We start from the raw sequence: 22,459 nt of genomic DNA on the forward strand, positions 1-22,459 counted from the left end.
CGGCAAATCCTAATCATGAGAAAGAGAGGAAGAAAAATGAACAAACGGGCGCAGGCATTTCAAGAGTATTTGCAGGAAAATAACATCGACTGCTTTAACGCCGAAGACATTAACGATGAATTGAATACCACAGCTTTCCGTTCGCATATGGAGATCGCAGGCCAGAGAATTCCTCTTGTGGTCATCCTGGATGACAGCATTTACGGCATGCTGCGTCTCCAAATCGCGCCAAAGGCACTTAAAGAGACAAATAAACAGGCGATTTTGGAATACATTAATGAATTAAACCGTCAGTACAAGGTTTTTAAGTATTATGTGACAACCGATGGAGATTTGTGCCTGGATTGTTGTGTTTTGTGCGAGGCAGAACAGGCTAATGGATCGATGGTGTATACTATCATGAACGTAATCTTAACGCATTTGGCAGAAGAATATCCTGTCTTAATGCGCAAAGTATGGGCAGAATAAAATTTCAAGGCGGAAACCTATTGTCGAAGATAGGTTTCCGCCTTCTTGCTGGAATGATAGCAATTTGTTTCCCGGGATACTGTAAGTGTGATGTTAGTCACTGCATTTCTCCGCCGGTTATTTTATACTAATGCCAGAAGGTATGCGGCACATAGTATGGATACTGGGAGTTGATAGTATGTTATTTTGGCAATGGTTTTGCACATTAGGAAATAAGGCACCAAGGCAAGAAATATCTTTTTGGCGGGAAAGAAAAAAGGGTGGCAAAGCAGAGCCGGTGTCAGGCGTTGAGATTTGTACCCGCTTGTGTGGGCAAGCCGGCTGCCGCTGTGGTGCTACGATGCGCGGATTACATTGTGTCTGGTCTTATTACCGGGATAAATAAGGTTGGGAAATAGCAGGAAACTAGTATTGCAAATGGAATATGTACCTTATGGCAAACAATGCTATAAGGAGGCGGAAGATATGCAAAGCGCAGGCAGTGAAAAGCGTGTTTATTTTCTCGATAATTTGCGCTCATTTATAGTGCTGCTGGTGGTAGTATTCCATGCGGCTATGGCTTACATGCCTCATGCTCCGTGGTGGTGGTATGTTCTTGACTCGCAGCGGCATGCTTTCTTTAATTGGTTTGTGCTAGGGAATGATGTGTTTATAATGCCTGTTATGTTTTTTATTGCCGGGTATTTTGCCATTAAGTCGTTAGCTAAACGTAGTGTAGCTGAATTTGTCCGCGATAAAGTCATCCGGTTAATGATTCCCTGGGTCATCGGTGTTGTTTTTCTAGCTCCTGCAGTTACTTATTTTATTTATGTTACCCGCTCTCAGACGCCGCCAGCATATTTGTATTACTGGTTTAATTTGTTTTTTGGCAGTTCCTATCAGCAGGCGCATTACTGGTTCTTAGGAGCATTGACATTGTTTTGTCTGGTATTGGCTCTGATTTACAGCCGTGGCTGGATAAAGGCCACACCGCTTAAAGCCGCCAAGCCATCAGCCGCTTTTTTAGCATTATTTGTGCTTGGGGGTAGCGCCGGATTCTTTGCCATGAATACGGTGGTCAATGATTATGACTGGGTAAACGTTAAATACATTTTGATGATTCAGCCTACGAGATTTGTTTTGTACGTCCTGTATTTTATGCTGGGCATATATGCTTGCCGCCGTCAATGGTTTACTGCCGATGGCTATAGTCCCTGTCCGGTACGTTGGCCAGTGGCAGCAATAGTTGCCGGTGGGCTGTTTTTCGGCGGTAAAGTTGTGCTGGCAAACAATATGGCTTTACCAGGCTTGGCAGCAAATGCTTTTTTACACACCCTATTTTGTTTATGTGCTGTATTTGCACTCCTAGCTGTCTTTCAACGCTGGGTAAATAGCGGGAACTACCTCTGGCGGCGTTTGGCCGTTAATTCATATGCCATCTATTTTATCCATCAATTTCCGGTTTTTTCTCTAAATTATGCTTTACTTAATTTGCATACCGGCCCATTTGTAAAGTTTTTTCTGTCAGCCGGTCTGGCGGTAATCCTCAGCTATCTTATCTCCGAACTATTGCTAAGGCGAATTCCCGCCTTTGGCGGCAATGTCAGGCAGGATAGTAAGATTTCGTCTCCGAGATATTGACATTGCCTGAGTGTACTGATATTATAGACATATTCGAATAATGTTTTTCCGATAGAGGTGCGGCAGACCAAGAGTAAGTATCGAGAGCTGGCAGCAATGATGATACTGAAAGGGGCTGACCGCCGAAGTGAAAGTTTTGGCCGGGAACTTTTGCTGGTCTTGCATTTAAGAAATGCCTGACTGTCACCTGAATGTTTCAGGTGGAGTGCTATCTTGCACAGCTGACAAGAACAATGTCGTCTCTTTAGGCAGTTTGCGGGATTTAGCGCAGGCTGCCTTTTATGTCTTAACAGAGATTCTTAGGAACAGGCTAAGAGCAACATCGGTTTTCACCGTTGCCAAAGGCTTGGTGCAAAACCGTGTTTTCTTTATACTTTATTTATTGAAGGGTAGGCGAAACAATTGGCTGAAAAAAAATTACCGTTTACAAAAGAACAATTATCGGAAGTGATTAAGCAATATCCCACACCGTTTCACATTTATGATGAGGAGGCCATCAGGCAGAATGTCCGCACGCTGATAAAGGCGTTTGCCTGGGCGCCTGAATTTAAGGAATATTTTGCTGTAAAAGCTACTCCTAATCCTTATATCCTAAAAGTGCTGCGGGAAGAGGGGCTGGGGGCTGACTGCAGCTCACTGCCTGAACTCATTTTAGCGGAAAAGGCTGGAATGAAGGGTGAGGAGATTATATTAACTTCCAACGATACGCCGGCGACTGAGTTTAAAAAAGCACGCGAACTTGGCGCAATCATTAACCTTGATGATATTAGTCACATCGACTATTTAGATAAACATGCCGGTATTCCGGAAATGATTTCTTTCCGTTATAATCCCGGCCCGTTGCGTGAGGGTGGCAACTCCATCATTGGTAATCCCGAAGAATCCAAATATGGTTTAACCCGCAAGCAGCTCATGGATGCTTATCGCGTTATGAAGGCCCGGGGGGTAAAACGTTTTGGTATTCACACCATGATTATTTCCAATGAGCTGGATCCGCAATTTTTTATTGAAACTGCCAATATGATGTTTGACCTTATTCTTGAAATTCACCGTACCTTGGATATTAAGATCGAATTTGTTAACTTCGGTGGCGGTATCGGTATTCCTTACAAGCCTGAGCAGGAGCCTGTTGATCTTTTTGCCGTCAGCCAAGGTATTAAAAAGGCATATGAAACAAAAATCGCCGCCAATGGTCTGGCGCCGCTTAAAATTGCTATGGAATGCGGTCGGATGATTACCGGTCCTTACGGCTATCTGGTATCAACTGTTCTTCATAAAAAAGAAATTTATAAAAACTATGTCGGCTTGGATGCTTGTATGGCTAACCTGATGCGTCCTGCTTTATACGGAGCCTATCATCATATTACTGTGATGGGTAAGGAAGATTGGCCGGCAGGCTATATTTATGATGTTACCGGCTCACTGTGCGAGAATAATGACAAGTTTGCCGTTAACCGCAAGCTGCCGATGATTGACATTGGTGATGTCGTGGTTATCCATGATGCCGGGGCGCATGGTCATGCTATGGGCTTTAATTATAATGGCAAACTGCGTTCTGCAGAACTTATGCTGAAACAGGATGGCAGTGTAGAAATTATTCGTCGGGCTGAAACCATTGAGGATTATTTCGCTACCCTGGATTTTGCGGCATTGGAAAAATAGGAATTTATCTGACAAACTTCACTTGGCTATTGCCGGGTGAAGTTTTGTTTAAGCCTGTGTTGGCGGGGAGCATACTGTTACTATCCTTGGAGGTGATTGGTTTGGAACGTTTGTACACAGCAGTAGCTAGGCTTGAGAAGGAACTAGCTATATCTGCCATTTTACTGCAGGACATAGCTTCACGGTTTCAAGAAGCTATGTCCGAGGGATTGGCTGGCAGGTCCGGTTCTCTCAAGATGCTGCCGTCCTTTATCGGCAGTCCTACGGGTCAGGAACAGGGGCAGGTTATTGCCGTTGATTTTGGCGGGACTAATGTGCGTGTGTTGCTGGTTGAACTGGTTGGAACAGGCCGGAGCCGTATTGTTGCGAGACGCGCTTTTCCCCTCAAAGACAAGCTGGGCCATTATGACTATACGGCTGTGTCAGCGTCCGGGCCTGAGCTATTTGACTTTATCGCCGGCAAGATTAGTGAGATCGTATCAGACAGTGGTATATATCCGCTGGGATATACATTTTCTTTTCCCTGCCGTCAACAAGGGGTAGATAAAGCTGTATTGATCAATTGGACCAAAGAAATCAAGACAGCCGGAGTGGAAGGCCGGGATGTGGGGCAAATGCTGCAGGCTGCGTTAGAAAATAGGGGACTGGAGCGGGTTAGATTACAAGCTGTTATTAATGATACTACCGGTACGTTACTCACTGGGGCTTATAGTGATCCCGCCACTACGATTGGCGCTATTTGCGGTACCGGACACAATAGTTGTTATTTGGAGTCCTGCCATCCGCTGACCAAGCGTCCGATGATTGTTAATATGGAGTCAGGCAATTTTGACGGGGTGCAGCAAACAAAATATGATATTCTTTTGGACCAGGCCAGCGAAAAGCCGGGCGCCCAGCGATTGGAAAAAATGGTTTCAGGCCAGTATTTAGGGGAACTGGTGCGGCTTATTGTCGGTTCGCTCGCGGCAGATGGACATATTTCCAGCGGCTCTGAGAGATTGTCGGTTCCTTATTCACTGCCTACTGAGGATATTTCCGCAATACTTGGTGATACATCACCAGAGCTGGAGGTTGTAGCTGCTGTTGCAGCCGCCCGCTGGGGGATTACCCAGTTAAAGGTAAGTGGGTACAAGGCAATTCAGACGATTGCCAGGTTGGTGGCGATGCGTTCCGCCCGTTTAGTGACAGCCACCTGGGCAGGAATATTGACTAAAATCGACCCCGGTCTCGTCCGCCAGCATACGATTGCCGTTGATGGGGCTTTGTACGAAAAAATGCCTGGATATGCCGAGCAATTGGCTAATACCATGGTGGAGATGTTTGGCGACAAAGCCAAGCAAATTACTATCAGGCTTAGTAAAGACGGCTCAGGTATCGGCGCCGCCATTGCGGCCGCAACTGTATATAAGGGAAAGTATTGCAATGAGAGATAGGGTGTTATTGAAACATAAAAAAGTTACTTGCTGATGTTGACAATATTCGATTCGCGTAATATAATAGTCAAGTAGCAAGTTCACATGACTCCGTAGCTCAGCTGGATAGAGCGTTTGACTACGAATCAAAAGGTCGCAGGTTCGAATCCTGCCGGGGTCGCCATTAAGGATATAGATATGTCGCAGGTTAATAGCCTGCGACATTTTTTAATTTATATAACTGTCCCTTATGTTGCTCCTTGGTACGTTTTTAAAATTCTTTTTCCAGTCTGGAACATTATGCTATAATAAGCGTAACAGGCTGTCGGGGAACGGTTGGCTCCTTCCTTCCAGGAAGGGGGTGGTATGGTGTCAACATTTGAGGCAATGTACTTAATGGTCGCATTCGCAACACTTGTTGTGCTCATCATAAAACAGAAATAACCGCTCCCACGCCATGGTTTGCGGTTATTTCTCAATAACGTAATCCGGGCTAACCGTTCGGTTAGACAGTCTGTTGGACTGGCGTGTGTCGAGCACGTCAGTCCTTTTCTTATATTATACCCATAGATTGTAAAATATGCAATCAGTCAATAAAAAATCCTGGTCTGTCCGTCTCGCTTGACTTGCAATTCATTCAGAAAGGGCTATATTAGCAATAGGTGGAAATTAAAGAGTCGCCGTAACCTGAAAGTGTTGGAGCACTTCCAGGCTCGCGCAGGTGCCAGAACACCTACACGTAACAGCTTAGCTGTCCACGACGACATTTCTATTATACAATGACGCTCGCTGAAGTACAAGCGAGGTGCGGGTATAGTAGGGTGTTGGCATGAGAGCAGGCTGTGCGACTTGACGCAGCAGATGATTCAGCCTATTCCTGATCCCATCAACGGAAAGGCAAAGTTCGCGTACATATTTTACTGACAGCTTTTCTGTTGACAGCCGGTTTTGTTCCGGTTTATTGGGTTTGGGCTTTAGCAAACGACGAAGCAAAGCGCATGTGTAGGGTTAAAAACCTCGCATGCGCTTTTTAATTTCCCCCTATAAAAAGCAATGGCAGGGCCGGTCAAGCAGAAGGGGCTTGCTGCAGCTTGCGATAGGGGGTATAGATTTGTCCGGTGAAAGGGAAAGTTCACGCATTCTGACTGTCTACTATACATACCTCAATCAGGGGAAAGACAGGCGGCCGCTTATCCGGCTGCAGGGTAAATGGCTCCAGGACCTTGGTTTTTCAAGCGGGGCAAAAATCGAAGTAACCGAAAGTAATGGCGGTCTGTTCATTAAAGCCCGGCGGCGAGAAGCGGGAGAAGACAGTCATGATGGCCATTGAACAGATTAGGAAAAAGATAAAACGTGGTAAAGGGCTATGGGGCCGTCTGGTGACCAGCCCTGACGGCTCTGAATGGATATGGATGCAACTGACACCGGCTGCGCTGAAATATTACCAGGAACGGGTGACCTGTTACGGCTTCATCCCAGATGAAGGAATCGGGGCTTTAGGTGCGGCAATGACCGTATTCAGGAAAAGACGGTACTAGGCCTCCACGCCGCCGGTCTTCTCATGGTATCACACCGGTCAAGGCTGCGCCTGCTCCGCTTTCGCTGCGCCCCTCCGGGTGACGGCGGCGGGAGAGCCGCTGCTGACGAACGGAGGTGCAGCGGTATGTGGGACGAGATCGTAAGAGGGTGGCGGGTGGAGGCCGCACTGTGGGTTTGCTACTGGAACGCACTGGACCGGAAGGACCAGGCGAGTGTCCGGTACTGTGCCGATCACAGCTTGCTGCTGTCGGTGTTCTGGCTGGTGGTGCTGGCCGGCGGGGTATTGACGCTGGGGATGGTTGTTCAGTTTTTGCAGGGAGGCTGCCGGTGAATGCCGGCGGCTTTTTTTTATGGCAGTAATCTACAATTTATTCTTTTAAAGGACTTATAAATCTCTAGGTTCCTCTAATAAAGGAATATTATGGTATAATTAATCATAAATCTATTAGGTTTAGAGGAGCCTTACATGGTGAAGAATTAACTTTTATGACTAAAAATTAAAAGTCAGAGAGGCGGTAGTTAAAGTGGAATTAGAAAATCGTTTTAAAAATGTTATCCAAGACATGGATGAGCATTGTTTTGTACTGGAATTATCCACTCTAAGCAATCCGCTGAGAAGTTTGAGAGGTGAGGCTAATGCTGAGAAAAACAATAAAATTGTAGATTTACTTCAATACGAATTGGATGCTTTAGAGTTATATACACGAAGCTTTGTTATAAATCCACAGACATATAAACGGCGAATGCCCGATTTTATTGATGAATATTCACAAGAAAAGCTGGACTATTATGCAGAACGATTTTCAAAAAGTTTAAATCCACAATTGAAGAGCCGGTATGGCGATATATTGCTTGACTATCAAGGTGAAAAGAAGTTTAAAAATAAGTATGATATTTTTTGTAATCTAGTTCCGGCCTTATTGCAAGTTGCCAGACTGGCAACGAAAGAAAAGCGTGATGAATACCTTTACGCAATTGATCAATTATCTAGGGCTACCGAACTTTGTTTGCGCTATAAAAAAGAAGATTTGCTTAAACAATCTATCGAAGAAATAGCAGACTTTTTATCTGGAATAGGCTCAATCTATTCCTACCGATGGGTTATTGAGCCTTCAGATATTTTGCTTAAAGTTATGGATAATAGCAAAATGAACTTAATGATTGATAGGGAAATAACACAGTTAGCCTTAAAAAAATTAGATGAAGCGCGTGATTTTTGGTTAAAAGAAAAAAATCTCCAATTGCATCGCTGGGTGTGTTCCTGTTTGGTTGCCTGGAACAAGAAATTACAGCAGCCGATAAATGATCTGAATTTGGAGATTGGTTTGTCGTTTGAACTAGAAGCAGAGCATCAGCAAGGAAGAGTGGAAAAAACAGAAGGTGTCAAAGCTGGTTTTTTGCAAATGGCCCTCCGCCACTATCTCAACGTTGGCGCAACCAACAAAGTCAATGAATTGAAAGTTAAGTTAAAAAAAGCATATTTGGCGGAACAAGAAAATGAATTTAAAGCGGTTATGACACCTATGACTATACCGGAAGAGTTTCGGCAGCATATAGAACGAGTTCTCACTTGGTATCGAGAATTGGGAAGTGTAGAGAGAATATTAGAAGCTCTTGCACGTGACCCAAATTTAATTATTGATGTCTCTGAGTTATATTTAAATATCGAAGAAACTTTTAAAGAATTTATATTAGGGGCAAGAATACCTACTTCGGTTATAGCAGATGGTAGGAGGATCGCTCAAGCAACGGAGTATGAGGAACAGAAAGAACTGGAATTTAAGCGAAAGTACTGCTGGCGCTTAGAATTACAATCCATATTTCTTTTAATGCCGATTTTTGGCATCATGAAAGCAAAAGGCTTATCTGCGGGCTCATTGCTTCAGAAATACCTTGATTGGGATTTTTATGAACCGAAACGAGAAAACCTGATTAGAACCGGTTTTGAAAGATTTTTGGCAGAGGACTATATTAGTGCATTACATATTTTGATTCCACAATTCGAAGCATGTTTACGTGATATGTTTTTTGCAATTAATATTCCGACCACGGTTATTAAAGAGGGCGAGTTCCAGCATGAACAGGTTTTTGGGGAATTCTTAAGCCGGCCAGAAGTGAAGGAAACGCTAGGGATTGATATTCATAAGTACATAGAGACTGTCATGGTAGCACAAACCGGTTGGAACATAAGAAATGATATTGCCCATGGGCTAGCTTCATCAGTTATATTTACTCTTAAGTACGCTATGATTATCCTGCAGTTGTTTTGTATGCTCTTTAATTTCAAATTGGTTAAAGCTGATTTGGGTGAGAACAGTTAAGGCATTTTTAGGAAATGGAGAGTCCGACGGTATGAGAATGACAGAGTATGGTGTGAACATTCCTGATGATTTATTGAAGCAACTGGAAGAAGAGCAGGTAGTGTTGTTTCTTGGAGCTGGGATCTCTAAACTTGCCCCTTCAAATTTACCGGACTTCGTAAAACTAACAAAAGACATTTGTAAAGAAGCAGGTGTGCCTTTTTCAAATAAGCTGTCGCTAGACTACAATTTAAGTAAAGTTGTGAAAGCAGGCTATGATGTACACCAGCAAGTACTTGAAAAAATAAATCCACCAGATTCTAAGCCGAATGAATGGCATGAAAATCTCCTTCGTTGGTTTGGAAGCGACAATAGCGTGCGAATTGTTACAACAAATTTTGACCCCCATCTTAGTACTGTTGCTAAGCAATTAGGTTGGACAGTACCGGAGTATGTTGCTCCTGCCGTACCTTTAGGAGATAGGTTTCAGGGCATCGTATATTTACATGGCCGGGTTGATAATAAAGAAAGTATCGTTGTGACTGGTGAGGATTTCGGCAAAGCTTATTTGAATTATGCCTGGGCAGCACGATTTCTTCAAGCTATGTTTGCAAAATACACTGTCTTATTCATCGGCTATAGTAATCGCGATCCGTTGGTCCGTTATCTTACCAGCGGGTTATCGGTGTGTGCCAATAAACACTATGCCTTTACAGGAAACGATGCTCGCCGCGAATGGGACGAACTGGACATTGTACCCATATTATTTGAGCAATCTGGTAGCGAAAAATATAAAGCCATGTTGTATGTGGCTAAGGATATTGCTCAGCAATATTGCATGAGCGAATTGGAGCATGAAGTCCGCATGCGGGACCTTCTGACAACAAAGAAAGAAACATTGCTTACTCCTCAAGACCAGGACTATTTGTTAAGGAGTTTGTCAAAAGTAAATCGACAAAAACATTTTTGCCGTTACGCTGCGGGTGAATTATGGTTTGAATGGGCAATTAAGCATATTAAAGAAGTGCAATTGTTATTTGATCCTTTTACTAAGACTGAAGATTCCTCTAAGGAGTACATTACATGGATAGCTGGGCCATGCTTTGAAAATGCAAATAACTTGGTATTGCAGGAGCTTGCCAAACAAAAACTTAGCTATGGCTTATGGTACGAGATTGGTTGGGCCATTTGCTACCGAGAAATAGATTTTTCTACTGGGCGACTGGTTGCTTGGATTTATGTATTGCTGAGAGATGCAACACTGCCTGCGCATTGGGAAACATTGCAGAACATGTTAATGGATAAAAAAGTACCTACCCCTAGTTATTTGGAGTGGGCGATTTTTTCTCGGCTAATCAAACCAATGATTCAATTTAATAGAAATATATATACTGAAGAAGGCGAAAAAGAAAGGCCAGTGCTTGCGTCAATTGCTATCCGGTCAAATGATCCGAAAGAATTGTGTGAGTATTGGCAGAGAGTATTACGGAACCGATTGCCAGACATTCACGATCAAGTACAAAGCCTAGTTACCGCGTATCTAACGGAAGCTTATTATATGTTGATTGAGCAGGGTGGATGGTCACGCGAACTCGACGAAGTTTCTTGTAGGAGAGAGACCATTGTCAAAAAAATAAGCGATGATAATTTTACTCATATTAGGCCAATGGACCCACTGCTTGATGCTGCGGTTGATTTGATCCAATGGTATGCTGAGAATCACCAGGCATACTTAGAGCAGTTGATTGTCGCGTGGAATGATTCAAAAATACCGATGTTACAGCGTCTGTCGCTTTATGCAGTTTCCCTAGCCAACTGGAGTGAAGATAAAAAGTACCAATGGCTACTCCACAAACAAATATTGCATTGGACTGTTTTCTATAGGGAGTCATATCAATTACTTGGTTCAATTTTTATAAACTTGTCACCGGCAATAAAAGAAGAGGCGATCAGCACCTTATTACAGCTAGTATATCATGATCCAGATGATGGAAAATTAAATCATAATCGCAGCCTACGAACGTATTACTTATTAAAAAGTATGGCGGAGAAACATAGCGAAAGTAGACAGTTAGCTGCAGCAGTAGAGACCATTAAAACATTGTTAGAAGATGCTGGTATTGAATATCAAACAACAGATTCAGATAAAGAAACAGTAACAATAGATATTTCCGCACTTTTAGAAGGTAATGTTATATCGGCTTTACAGTGGTACGATGAGATTGCTCAACCTAATGATTTCTTTAACAAAAACAGCAATAAGGAAAAGTTCGAAATAGCTTTTAGGGAAAAAGTTGCAAAAGAGTTGGTGTGGGCAATATCTATCGCAGATATTCTTTGGCAGCAAGACAATAAGAATGCCCACCATTTAAGTAGAACCCTTTTGGGTATTTTGGGTGATGCAGAGTTAACCCATGAGCAACAGGAGTTATTATTCAAAAAAATACAGAACATTGTAATGCTAGAGCATTTAGGTAATGCAGTTGCTTCATTTCTAAAAAGCAGGTCTAAGAGGGGATTTGATGAGTACACGCATCAGGTAGTCGATGAACTACTAAATTGTGTTGATTACACATTATCTTGGGCTATAGCTGTTCCGTTTGGGAAAGATCCTTCACGACGCTGGTTAGATGCGGCAATTAATCATCCAGTAAGTGATCTTACCCTGGTGTTATTAGAAGTTCTCAGTACCCAAGGAAAAGATGAAAAATATATCGTTGCTGTTACAGAACGGTTATCAAAGTTGCTAGACGACAATAGAAACATAGCACAAATTACAGAAGTGATTTGTGCTAGTCAAGCCCACTTTTTATATGCAATGGCGCCAGACTGGGCAATAACGAAGATATTACCTCTTTTTGATTGGTGTAAATCAATAGAACAGGCGGAGCGTGCATGGGATGGCTTTTTATTTTGGGGGCAAATTTCTCGAAAACTTATCGCCCCGTTGTTGCGGCATTTTGTTACTTCCGTAGATTTCATAGACCAGATTGATGCAGAGCGATATTGTGAGTATTTGGCTTGGCTTACCATGAGCCGGTATATAGAAAAACCATTAGCAGCAAAAGCATTAGGGAAGGTAATACTGAAACTCAATGATCAACAGAGGGCGAGATATTTTAGTTATATACGTTTATCGGGTATAAAAGATAAGCGTTATAGTCACTGGGTATGGAATAATATATTGTTACCTTTGTTAGATATGCGAAGTCGCATGATCATAGAGTTAACAGCAGGAGAACTCTTAGCAATGCTGCGGTGGATAGTTGAATTTACGGATTATAGTGCTCAGTTAATTGAGAAAATTATTGGCTTTTCAACAAATAAAATTAAAGAATGCTACCAGCTTAATCGTTTTGAAAGAGTTGACATTTGTGAGAAATATCCGGAGGATGCGGCAAAGTTATGGATTTGGTTAGCGAATAGTCTCACAACAGGCGAATTATCCAATGGTATATATGGCAAAATTGCTGAGAAGTTATTAGGTGATAAAAATATATCGGATAAGTCCAAACAGCAGTTGAAAGAAGCGCTCAGTAGATTAGGATTATCTGTAACCTGAAGTAGTGGGGCGAGTAAAGGTTAACTAACTAATGGACTACTAGGGAAAGGAGTGGAAATATGAAAAGAATACAGATATTCGCTGCTGGCAAGAAAGATACCTTTGACAATGTTTTTACTTTAATAAGGAGTGTTGATGAAATATATCAACAGGAAATGTGGAAACAGATTTCAGGTTCAAAGAGCTTGAAGTTGTTTGAAGCATACCTTACTGATGACAGGTTTGCAGTCTTTATTGATACTATTGAGACAAAAGGAGAATACAGTATTGATATTGGTGAGGTGCCAAAGTTAATTAAATTCGGCCAGTTTCGAAAGAGACCAGAGGTATTTTTGCCACATATACCGGCTTCTTCTACAGGAAGCGAATGGTGGCCGGGAACATTGAACCATGGTTTTTCTTTAAAACAATGGTATCGTAACGGCTTTAAAGTATTGACGGCTAATGAGGAAGCTTTGGACAAGTTGTTTACGTTTATTAGAAGTCGTACAGGCATCACCATTGAAAAGCTCCAAGATTTTTTAGGGTGCATGATTTCTCTGTCCTCTTCTTTTGATACACAACCTAGAATTTGTTATAATCCCGATAACGGTAAAATAGTGTTCTATTTGCCGGATGGTGTGGCGCCAAGTAAACGTAGAGTAGTCATCGAAGCCTGGGAAGGCAAGGAATGTTGTTATAAGCAAATGATTGATCTGACAGAGGAAAAAGACTGGGTAGCTATTGATATACCATTTAAATCGGTGCAACTAGGATATGAACTATATGAGAAAAATCAGGATGAAAACTGGGTAATTATTGCCGCTAATCGGAATTATCTAATGCGAAGAATACAAATCGACATGGGCCTTGTGGTGGGGAAGTTGAACGTGAAAAAAGAAGCTGACGAGGAAGAACTAGATATCGTTGTGCGCGATAATACTATAAACATAGGACATGAAGACGGTGAACAGCCCTGGATGGACGCAGAACAAACGCGGTATAAAATCAATCGTGGACAGGAACTCAGATCTCTGGGGAGTATATTTACTCGTTTTGCCGAAAAAACCAGCAAAGAAAAACTGCGGCAAATTATTAATGATCATATATATAAAAACGCTGTCAAAGAACTGTGGATTTGGGATCCTTATATTGATATATCAATTCTGTCTCCATTACTTGTACTAGGTTTAACAAATCCTAGTCTTGACGTAAGGCTATTATTAAGTGAATGCTCAGGTGAAAGGCTTAACCCTGCAGATGAGGCATCTTCTAGTAGCAATGCTCCTTCAACAGGGCGTGGTGGGCAAATTGAAGACATATTGGACACAATGACACGATGCAGCGCCATTTACAAGAAGCTTCATACGCGAGAGGCAGGGATGCAGAGACTCAAGGAGACAAAAAACTTTAGTGTACGTAACTGGTTTCGTTCAGGCAAGCATGCATTCCATGACCGCTTTATTATTACTGAGAACGCAGTTTGGCAAATCGGCAGTTCACTCAAAGATTTAGGTGATTACCATAGTACAGTTTATCGGTTGGAAGGTGATATTGCCGATGCTATTCGTGGTGAGTTTGAAAGGGCTTGGAACGGAAACTTTGATCCGATGAATCCGGATGGGATGGAAGTATTTCCAGAACTGCACTGGATTAAGCGGAAGGAGGGGACGGTGAATGTCTGAACCACTACAGCAAGAACGGCAAAATCGAGCTGAAATCCTCGCGGAACAGGTGCTAAGCCTGGTAGAGGAATTCCAGTGTATAGGAGAAAGAGAGTATGAAACCATTTGGCGAAAGGAACGTTACCGGGAATGTACTGACTTTGTTTCAGGGTATGAGACGTATCATTTATATCAGCCGCCTACGCTATTATTTGAAACAGAGCGGGTACTATCCGAGCGTCTTATGCAATGTCTTGATGCCTTACTAGAAAGTGATATTGCCGTATTTGGACGTGTATGTCATCAGTCGGGTAGCACCACCTGGCCACTCAGGATTATTGACCGTTTTGGATATAAGCATTGGGATGATAAGGGATATAGTGACATAGTAGAATTGATGGGCTTGCTTCATCCAGGTCAGCAAGGAGTATTAATGGCTCATGTCTGGGACAGGTTGACAGATGGTACAGAGACAAAAGACAGATATTTATTAAACAACCTCTGGGCAAGGCTTCCGATTGCGACTACGTTAACGATATCAGCCCTAATCATATCTGATATGATACCTGGAGCATTCTTGTCTAGCTTTAGTAATAATGCGCGATGGCAAGAAAGACAGGTGCGAATCCACTGGGTATTGGATTGGTTGGTTTCCTGGATGCAAATAGTTAGGCCTTCAGCAGATGACGTTGTCGGCAAGTTTGTGGATTATCTATATACTCCGGTCAATAAAGAGCCGCTATGGGCCGGATATATACTGGCAAAAAAGCTAGAGGAAAATCCCGATCCGGTTATACGCCAAATCTCAGAGAAAGTTCAGCTTTATTTGATGAACCTGTATCCGACATATTGGGTTACTGATTCAGGCGGTTTACATTTCTGCGGTAGTCTGACTGTCGAGCTAATAGAGGAAACGGCATTAGCTGCGGCAAAACTTCCGCAAAGCGAGTTGACTGCTATCTTTGAGCATGCTGATATTCCTTCTCCGCAAAGACTGTGGCGGCTAAGGGACGTACATGATTATCAGACATATTTTAATGATGTCCGGAAAGCGTTGTTTCATGAGTTGCTGAAAATTAGTGTTTTAAACAGAGTAGATGAGACATGCAGGCGGGGTTATATAGATAAAGTTCTCTTTGCGCTTATACAATATGGTCGTCAGGCGCGTTATGAGCATCTTTCTTACGACGATAAAGTATTATGGAGAACGCTGTTCAAAGAGATTAGCTTGTTTTTAGTTATTCTAAATGAAGATAAGCAACAAGAATTTGTCAACGCATTTACTTTGTATATTGATGATTTATGGCTATTAATTGAACTAGAAAGAAATATGCAAGAGGCAGGCTTGGCAATCAAAAACAACAGAATACTATCAAAGCAGGTAAGCAAGCGACAATACCTATTAAATAATTTAGAGTTAACTGAAGTAGGCGAATTACTTTACAGCATTGGCGAATATCAGTTAGCCATTCAACTTTTAGATATGGTGGATCTATGTGAATTCGACGGATGGCAAATTGCATATTGGAAGAGGAATAAAGCACTTTGTCATATTCAATGTGCGATGCTTTCTCAAGATAATGCCGGCCAAATTAATGAATTACGAAGTGCCTCAAGCATTCTTCAAAAAGCATATCAACAAGAACATAGTGCAAGTAAAAATAGGTACACACCACTTTTGCTTCACGTTATTGGAATGCTCTTTGACCGAGATGCGTTTGAATCAACTCGGTTAGCTCATATTTTTCAGTCATTGCGTACACTTGAAAACATGTCCCAAGAGCATTGGATTGCAAATGCTGTTACTTTGTTGCGTTTAGCTAAAGCCGATGACCAGAGAACGTCTTCTTGGTATCAGGAATTAGACATGTTATGTAAAAATAGAGGAATTCATAAAGATATTAATTTTACACAAAATTTACTTATGGCTTGGTATTTTACGAACAGGGCTAATCGAGCTTTAACATTTGAGGAAAAGGCAGTACTTAGTGCGTGTTGGGAGAAGGAGACGCAAGAGAAACAGTGGTTACCATACCAGTTGGTCAGTTATATTGAAGGACATACAAAATAGCTATTTACTGCAGTACTCGTCGATACGTTACTCCGTATATCATGTGGATTTGCAACAAAGAAATGGTGGGAGTCCCGAAATACAATGTATATAGGTAATGCTTACCCATGTTTTAAACACGTGGGTAATTTTTTTAATTTTTTACCCGCGTTATATTGATATGGGAAGGTATTACCCATATAATGGAATGAAAGGGGGCGATACGATGCAAGATAGCATGTTAAAATCTTTACCGCCTGATATTGACCTTGAGACTAAGAAAGTTTTAAAACAGCTGGCCAGATCCCACAGAGCACTGGCGGAGTTAAAAGGCTTTGCCGACACGATGCCTAATAAGAATATTCTGCTCAATGCAGTGACCATCAATGAGGCGAAGGATAGTTCCGAAATAGAAAATATCATAACCACTCACGATGAACTGTTTAAGGCTATGTCCCAAGCAAATTATCATAACCCTGCGGCCAAGGAAGTTGTAAACTATCGGACGGCTCTCTGGAAAGGGTATGAACTCGTCAAAGCAAAAAAGATGATGACCACGAATATGATTGTTGAAATCCAACAAGACATTGAGAAAAATCGGGCCGGTATCAGAAAGTTACCCGGAACGGTTTTGCAAAACCAGACGACGGGTGAAGTGATTTATACACCACCCAGTAGTGAACAAGAAATTCTTGCACTCATGTCAAACCTGGAAAGATATATCAATGATGATTATGATGCGATTGACCCGTTGATCAAACTGGCAGTCATTCATTACCAGTTTGAATCGATTCACCCATTTTATGATGGGAATGGACGCACCGGGAGAATTATAAACGTTTTATACCTGGTTCTTAAAGAACTGTTAGACAGTCCCATTCTATATCTTAGTAAATACATCATACGCAACAAAAGCGCCTATTATCGGCTGCTACAGGAAGTACGGACAAAAGAGGCTTGGGAGGAATGGGTTCTTTTTATCCTGGATGGCATTGAGCAAACCGCCGAAGAGACATTGTTATTGGTGAAAAAAATTAATGCAGTGGTGGACAAGACCGCGGAAGACATAAAAAATAAGCTGCCAAGGGTTTATTCAAAAGAACTGGTGGAACTGTTATTTTATGAGTTTTATACCAAAACGGCTTACATGGAAGCAGGTCTCGGTGTCTCACGCAAGACAGCGGCCGGTTATTTGTCGGCGCTAGAAGAAGCTGGTTTCCTTGTATCGCAGAAAATTGGCAAGGAGCGAATTTATCTCAACAAGCAATTGTTTGAAGTGGTTCAGGCGGCAGGGTCCTGAAGAACGCTCAGGTAATTTTGCAATTCGGAATGATGGACTGTAGTACTGGATAAAAATTCTCAATTTACTTGAGATATAAACAGAGATGGCAGAAAAAGATACAGGAGACGTTCTTAGCTTTGCAACTCTTATTTATATGATAGTTGATAGGTAACACTTATTCCTTCTGCCCGTCAAGTTATAAAAATACTTGGACTAAAGGACATAAGCACATGGATGAAACCAAATATTTAATCTTGATTAGAGGACAAGATGAAACTTCAAATGTTTTATCGTATACCCGTCATGGTACAAAAGTGAATGTCATGTTTAAAAGCTTAAAGTCGTTTCCATATAGCCGCCAAAACGTAGTGATTGAAGAAAACCCAGCAGTGACCAGTATCATAGATCAAGTGGTATATTACAACAATATTCCTTTATCCGGCGTAAAGCAAATATTACAGTTTAACGGAAGAGTAAAAGTGATATTTGAGAAACGGAAAAGTAAAGTATGTAATTCAGACGCTATACGGGTAGATGGTAATTGTTTAAATCATGATGCTACGCAAGATATTTTAAAGTATTGGAAGGAAATAGCACAGTACACCAAAATCGACGGTGCCGAAAATGAATTCTTGCAACGCGAATATAATCGCTTAACCTTTATAAGCCCTGAAAGTGTGTTAGGCTGTTATCTAACTAAAAAGCCTTTACAATGTTTGAATCATGATACTAATGATGTAATCTTTCCTTTCAGTTTTAATTTGAGCCAAAAGCAAGCGTTGGAAAACGCCTTACGAGCGAATGTCTCAGTCATTGAAGGTCCCCCTGGGACAGGAAAAACGCAAAGCATCTTAAATATCATTGCGAATCTTGCCATTATGCAGGGCAAGTCGGTGGCGGTGGTGTCAGGCAATAACGCAGCTGTACAGAACGTTAAAGATAAGCTGGAAAAAGAGCAGTATGGTTTTTTGCTGGCTTTTCTCGGCAATAAGAAAAATCGAGAGGCTTTCTTTGAGAAGCTGCCCCTGTATGATGTGACCGATTGGAAAAGCGAGATTGAGGAAAGTGTATTACTTGAGAAGATTAGTAGTTTGAATGGCAGAATCAATTATTTGTTGAATTTAAATAATGAGCAGGCGAAAGTTCAACAAGAATTAGCGGCTTATTATATGGAGAGACAACACTTCAATCGATACTATGACAATCAAGATATTGAAGGAATTAAACGATTGTTGTTTTATCGTAAAACGCCGGAACGGGTTATATCTTTTTTATCCGATCATTATTTTGCAACGGAAGAACACAAATCCCACAAGCTTACATACAGATTAAAATTGTTGATAAAATATGGCTTTACTGATTTTAAGAAACTAAAAGAGAATGAAATTGCTATTATTTTAAACTTACAAAAAGAGTATTACAATTTAAAAATAGCAGGTCTTGAGCAGCGCAAGAAGGCCTTAGCGCAAGAATTGGCTAATGCGGAGTTTGAGCAGTTGCTGGCTCAGCACAAGGAATATTCGACAAGCTTATTCAAACAGAAATTATATGGTCGCTATCATGATAAAAAAGTTGAACAATTTACGGGTACTTCTTATAAGGGGCATTTCGATAAATTCATTGAACGGTTTCCTGTTGTACTCAGTACTACTTACTCTTTACGTAATTGCGTACCTGATAACTATCTATTTGACTATCTAATTGTTGATGAATCATCACAGGTTGATCTGTTGTCAGGGGCGTTAGCCTTGTCCTGCTGTAAACGTGCAATTATTGTAGGCGATACAAAACAATTACCGCATATTGTGGATGAGAAGATAAAGGAAAAAATACAAACAGCCAATATGGAAAATATTTATGACTATTTTCAGCACAATATTCTTTCTTCCATGCTTGCTCTCTACCCGGAATTGCCCAGAGTTATTCTCAAAGAGCATTACCGGTGTCATCCTAAAATCATTGGGTTTTGTAACCAGAAATATTACCGTGGTGCATTGATTCCATTTACGCGGGAAGATACAAATGACACTCCGTTTATTTTCTATCGTACTGTTAAGGGAAACCATATGCGGGAAGTGACAAAAGGAGAAAGCCGGGGGAAATACAATCAACGGGAACTGGATGTTATCGAAGAAATTTTACAAAATCCTCATATTGTTACAAAAGATATTACTGAGATTGGTTTTACCACGCCTTACAGAAACCAGGCGGACAGGGCGGGAAAGGCTTATGATAATGGTATGGAATGCGATACCGTACATAAATATCAAGGCAGAGAGAAGAAACTTATGATTATGTCGACAGTTCTGGATAATACTTTTCCCGGTAAGAAGGGACTTGCTTTTGTGGATGATCCTTGTAAAATAAACGTTGCTGTTTCAAGAGCACAAGATCAGTTTATATTGGTAACCGATCACTCGTTTTTTGAAAAAGCGGGAAAAGAAGTAAGTGATCTGATTCGCTACATCGAATACCATACATTAGATGAACATCTAATTGAGAGTGAAGTGGTTTCTGTATTCGATTTACTGTACAAGGAGTATTCATGTAAATTGATGGCATTCAAAAAGCGTTTGCCCAATATTTCAAAGTATCAATCGGAAAACATAATGTGGCAATTGCTGGACGACATTATTAGCGAAGACAAATATAATTGTTTTGAGTTTACCATGCAAGTATTGTTGCGGAACCTACTTAAAAATGACGATAAGCTAACGCCGGAAGAAGTACGCTATGTAAATCATAATGCTTCTGTAGATTTTGTAGTTTATTACAAGCTGAATAGGAAGCCGGTGTTGATAATCGAAGTTGATGGCTTTGCCTTTCATGAAAACAATCCGGCGCAATTGGCGAGAGATGCATTGAAAAATAGTATTTTAGATAAACATGACCTGCGTCTTTTACGGCTTGCGACAAATGGCAGTAGAGAAGAATTCAAAATAAAGAATGAGATAGAACAAGTACTGAATGTTATCCTAGACGGTTAGGTTAAAAAATAAGACCCGCCCAAAAAAGGTATGGCGGGTATCTTGGTAGAATTTATGATTTTATTTATCTGACTAACGTACAGCATTGTCGCTGAAAAGTTCTGTAACGGTCTGTGACGAAATATAACGACTTTCCATATCCGTGGCGTTTTGAAGCGTAATATGGAGCCTTTGCGCGACTACGAATCAAAAGATAGCAGGTTCGAATCCTACGGGATCGCCATTAGGGATATAGCTATGTCGCAGGTTAATAGCCGGCGGCATAGCTATATTTATGTAACCTTCGCTTATGTTGTTCCTTGCGGGTTCAAAAAAATAAAGTTTATAAATAGAGGGAGCAGCCTACAACCAAGCTAAAGACAGTTGTTTGATACCCAAAACGATTTCTTCCTCTGATAGACTGCTATATCCTATCAGAACCATATTATTCGAGTAGCTTTGTACGTTCATCCAATAATCAGATACCGGGTAAACTTTCACATCCACTTTTTGGGCCGATTCGATTAGTTCCTTTTCTGACATTCCATTCTTGACTTCCAATAGAATATGCAGACCGGCGTTTTTTCCATATATTTTTACATGCTCGCCCAGTTGCTCGCTAATGGTACTGATGAGAATATCATGTTTTCTTTTATTAGATACAGATATTTTATTAAGAAGTCTGTTCCAGTGTCCTTGCTGGATAAAATAATACATTACTTTCTGCTCAAGCCAAGGAATAGAACAATGGTAATTTGCAAAATTGGCATGGTATTTATCCAGCAATTCTTCCGGTAAAACAACAAACCCCATTCGTAAGCCGGGAGCAAGTGCCTTGGAAAAACTGTTTATATAAATAACACGGTCTTTTTTATCAAGTGAATAGATAGAAGGAATGGGTCTGCTATTATAGCGCAGCTCGCTGTCATAATCGTCTTCAATAATGTAAGTATGATTGGTATCGGCCCATTCTAAAAGCTGGAGCCTTTTATTGATAGGCATTACAATACCGGTCGGAAACTGATGTGAAGGAGTGGTGTAGAGCATTTTGGCGTTGGAGTTTTGTAATTGATCCAGATGAATGCCATCGCTCTGTAGCCCAATAGGAACAACCTGAAAGTTATGGTTTATTAAAATTTCTCTGGCACTATCGTAGCAGGGTTCTTCCACAGCGGCAATGTTTATATCTTGCATTAGTAATTGACAAACTAAGCGCAAGGCTGACATAGCCCCAGAGCAAAGAATGATTTGCTCCGGTTTGCAAACCACACCTCTTGATTCAGCAAGATAGTTCATAATCTGTATCCTAAGCTCCCAATCTCCCTTTTTTTCGTTATAAGCAGTTATGCGGACAATATCATCGGACAATAATACCTGATTCAGTAATTTACGCCAGATACGGAGCGGAAAGTTTGAAAAATCCAGTCTGCCATACTGAAAATTGTACCGTACTATATGAGCTGTCTCTTGTCTATATGCCTGCTCCTGAGAAATCGTTTGTTCAAAATCAGTACGGTTTGAGTACAGATTAATACCATTTTTCGCCTCTACCTTCTGTACTTTATAACCACTGCCCATCCTGGCCTCTACATATCCTTCTGAGCAAAGCTGCTGATAGGCACTTTCAACAGTGTTTCTTGCAACCAGCAGTGTTTTTGCCAGTATTCTTATTGGTGGAAGTACGTTTCCTTCACCCAACTCGCCAGATACTATTCTATTTTTAAATTGATTATAAATTTGCATATACAATGGTGTATCCGAGTTTTTATCTAACAGTAGCATCTATTCACCTCTAAATTGTACCCATTAATATATAAATAATTGGCACTTTTGATAGAAGCAATTATAACGTATAATGCATACCAAAGTAAACAATTAGAGGAGCATTCCTGTAACGAACAAAAAAGAGTTTTGAACAAAAAAGTACCTCCTGTTAGAATACAGGGTGTAAGGCT

At 41.2% G+C, this 22,459-nt stretch carries 16 protein-coding genes, 1 tRNA gene and 1 riboswitch; of the genes, 16 read left to right on the plus strand and 1 reads right to left on the minus strand.

All coding sequences use genetic code 11. The annotated features are described in order from the left end of the window. Positions 1-15 precede the first annotated feature (15 nt). The 16 genes from GT1_RS19115 (at position 16) to GT1_RS19185 (ending at position 20,525) form a co-directional block, all read left to right on the plus strand. A complete protein-coding gene (locus GT1_RS19115; protein WP_223226377.1) occupies positions 16-468 on the plus strand; it encodes a YbjN domain-containing protein in 453 nt (150 codons plus the stop codon). Positions 469-610: 142 nt separating this feature from the next. Further along, on the plus strand, positions 611-853 hold the full coding sequence (locus tag GT1_RS19120) for a hypothetical protein (protein ID WP_223226378.1): 243 nt from the start codon (positions 611-613) through the stop codon (positions 851-853). 80 nt (positions 854-933) lie between these two features. After that, a complete protein-coding gene (locus GT1_RS19125; RefSeq protein ID WP_188400053.1) occupies positions 934-2,088 on the plus strand; it encodes an acyltransferase family protein in 1,155 nt (384 codons plus the stop codon). Between the two features lie 44 nt (positions 2,089-2,132). Further along, positions 2,133-2,307, plus strand: a riboswitch (Lysine riboswitch). Between the two features lie 183 nt (positions 2,308-2,490). Next, positions 2,491-3,750 carry a diaminopimelate decarboxylase gene (lysA, locus tag GT1_RS19130; RefSeq protein WP_188400054.1) on the plus strand — a complete coding sequence of 420 codons (1,260 nt, stop codon included), beginning with the start codon at positions 2,491-2,493 and terminating at the stop codon, positions 3,748-3,750. Positions 3,751-3,851: 101 nt separating this feature from the next. Further along, entirely contained in the window at positions 3,852-5,183 is a 1,332-nt protein-coding gene (locus GT1_RS19135; protein WP_188400055.1) for a hexokinase, read from the plus strand. Between the two features lie 86 nt (positions 5,184-5,269). Further along, a tRNA-Arg gene (locus GT1_RS19140) sits at positions 5,270-5,346 on the plus strand. Between the two features lie 212 nt (positions 5,347-5,558). Continuing rightward, on the plus strand, positions 5,559-5,606 hold the full coding sequence (locus GT1_RS22810; protein ID WP_376742013.1) for a hypothetical protein: 48 nt from the start codon (positions 5,559-5,561) through the stop codon (positions 5,604-5,606). A 667-nt stretch (positions 5,607-6,273) separates the two neighbouring features. Continuing rightward, positions 6,274-6,492, plus strand: a complete 219-nt coding sequence (locus tag GT1_RS19145; protein ID WP_223226379.1) for a SymE family type I addiction module toxin — start codon at positions 6,274-6,276, stop codon at positions 6,490-6,492. Then, positions 6,479-6,700 (plus strand): hypothetical protein, encoded by a 222-nt coding sequence (locus tag GT1_RS19150; protein ID WP_188400056.1) that lies wholly within the window; start codon positions 6,479-6,481, stop codon positions 6,698-6,700. Before GT1_RS19145 ends, GT1_RS19150 begins: the two co-directional genes overlap by 14 nt. Positions 6,701-6,723: 23 nt before the next feature. Continuing rightward, positions 6,724-7,032 (plus strand): hypothetical protein, encoded by a 309-nt coding sequence (locus GT1_RS19155; protein WP_188400057.1) that lies wholly within the window; start codon positions 6,724-6,726, stop codon positions 7,030-7,032. 193 nt (positions 7,033-7,225) lie between these two features. Continuing rightward, entirely contained in the window at positions 7,226-9,022 is a 1,797-nt protein-coding gene (locus GT1_RS19160) for a DUF4209 domain-containing protein (protein WP_188400058.1), read from the plus strand. A gap of 31 nt (positions 9,023-9,053) precedes the next feature. Continuing rightward, positions 9,054-12,563: an SIR2 family protein gene (locus GT1_RS19165; RefSeq protein ID WP_188400059.1), complete on the plus strand. Its 3,510-nt coding sequence runs from the start codon at positions 9,054-9,056 to the stop codon at positions 12,561-12,563. A gap of 59 nt (positions 12,564-12,622) precedes the next feature. Beyond that, positions 12,623-14,227, plus strand: coding sequence for a VPA1262 family N-terminal domain-containing protein (locus GT1_RS19170; protein ID WP_188400060.1), 1,605 nt, complete (start codon positions 12,623-12,625; stop codon positions 14,225-14,227). Continuing rightward, positions 14,220-16,277 (plus strand): hypothetical protein, encoded by a 2,058-nt coding sequence (locus tag GT1_RS19175; protein ID WP_188400061.1) that lies wholly within the window; start codon positions 14,220-14,222, stop codon positions 16,275-16,277. Before GT1_RS19170 ends, GT1_RS19175 begins: the two co-directional genes overlap by 8 nt. A gap of 205 nt (positions 16,278-16,482) precedes the next feature. After that, positions 16,483-17,556, plus strand: coding sequence for a Fic family protein (locus tag GT1_RS19180; protein WP_188400062.1), 1,074 nt, complete (start codon positions 16,483-16,485; stop codon positions 17,554-17,556). A gap of 212 nt (positions 17,557-17,768) precedes the next feature. Continuing rightward, a complete protein-coding gene (locus GT1_RS19185; RefSeq protein ID WP_188400063.1) occupies positions 17,769-20,525 on the plus strand; it encodes an AAA domain-containing protein in 2,757 nt (918 codons plus the stop codon). A 342-nt stretch (positions 20,526-20,867) separates the two neighbouring features. On the opposite strand, the gene GT1_RS19190 is transcribed toward GT1_RS19185, so the two are convergent. Continuing rightward, positions 20,868-22,286 carry a PLP-dependent aminotransferase family protein gene (locus GT1_RS19190; protein WP_188400064.1) on the minus strand — a complete coding sequence of 473 codons (1,419 nt, stop codon included), beginning with the start codon at positions 22,284-22,286 and terminating at the stop codon, positions 20,868-20,870. Between the last annotated feature and the right edge of the window lie 173 nt (positions 22,287-22,459).

The sequence above is a fragment of the Sporomusa sp. GT1 genome, assembly GCF_014634905.1.
In the GTDB taxonomy this organism is placed as follows: domain Bacteria; phylum Bacillota; class Negativicutes; order Sporomusales; family Sporomusaceae; genus Sporomusa; species Sporomusa sphaeroides.

Excerpts from the sequence above, each read along its gene's own strand:
- GT1_RS19115 (WP_223226377.1), top strand. The coding sequence starts at position 16 with ATGAGAAAGAGAGGAAGAAAAATGAACAAACGGGCGCAGGCATTTCAA.
- GT1_RS19120 (WP_223226378.1), top strand. The coding sequence starts at position 611 with ATGCGGCACATAGTATGGATACTGGGAGTTGATAGTATGTTATTTTGG.
- GT1_RS19125 (WP_188400053.1), top strand. The coding sequence starts at position 934 with ATGCAAAGCGCAGGCAGTGAAAAGCGTGTTTATTTTCTCGATAATTTG.
- GT1_RS19150 (WP_188400056.1), top strand. The coding sequence starts at position 6,479 with ATGATGGCCATTGAACAGATTAGGAAAAAGATAAAACGTGGTAAAGGG.
- GT1_RS19155 (WP_188400057.1), top strand. The coding sequence starts at position 6,724 with ATGGTATCACACCGGTCAAGGCTGCGCCTGCTCCGCTTTCGCTGCGCC.
- GT1_RS19165 (WP_188400059.1), top strand. The coding sequence starts at position 9,054 with ATGAGAATGACAGAGTATGGTGTGAACATTCCTGATGATTTATTGAAG.
- GT1_RS19170 (WP_188400060.1), top strand. The coding sequence starts at position 12,623 with ATGAAAAGAATACAGATATTCGCTGCTGGCAAGAAAGATACCTTTGAC.
- GT1_RS19175 (WP_188400061.1), top strand. The coding sequence starts at position 14,220 with ATGTCTGAACCACTACAGCAAGAACGGCAAAATCGAGCTGAAATCCTC.
- GT1_RS19180 (WP_188400062.1), top strand. The coding sequence starts at position 16,483 with ATGCAAGATAGCATGTTAAAATCTTTACCGCCTGATATTGACCTTGAG.
- GT1_RS19185 (WP_188400063.1), top strand. The coding sequence starts at position 17,769 with ATGGATGAAACCAAATATTTAATCTTGATTAGAGGACAAGATGAAACT.
- GT1_RS19190 (WP_188400064.1), bottom strand. The coding sequence starts at position 22,286 with ATGCTACTGTTAGATAAAAACTCGGATACACCATTGTATATGCAAATT.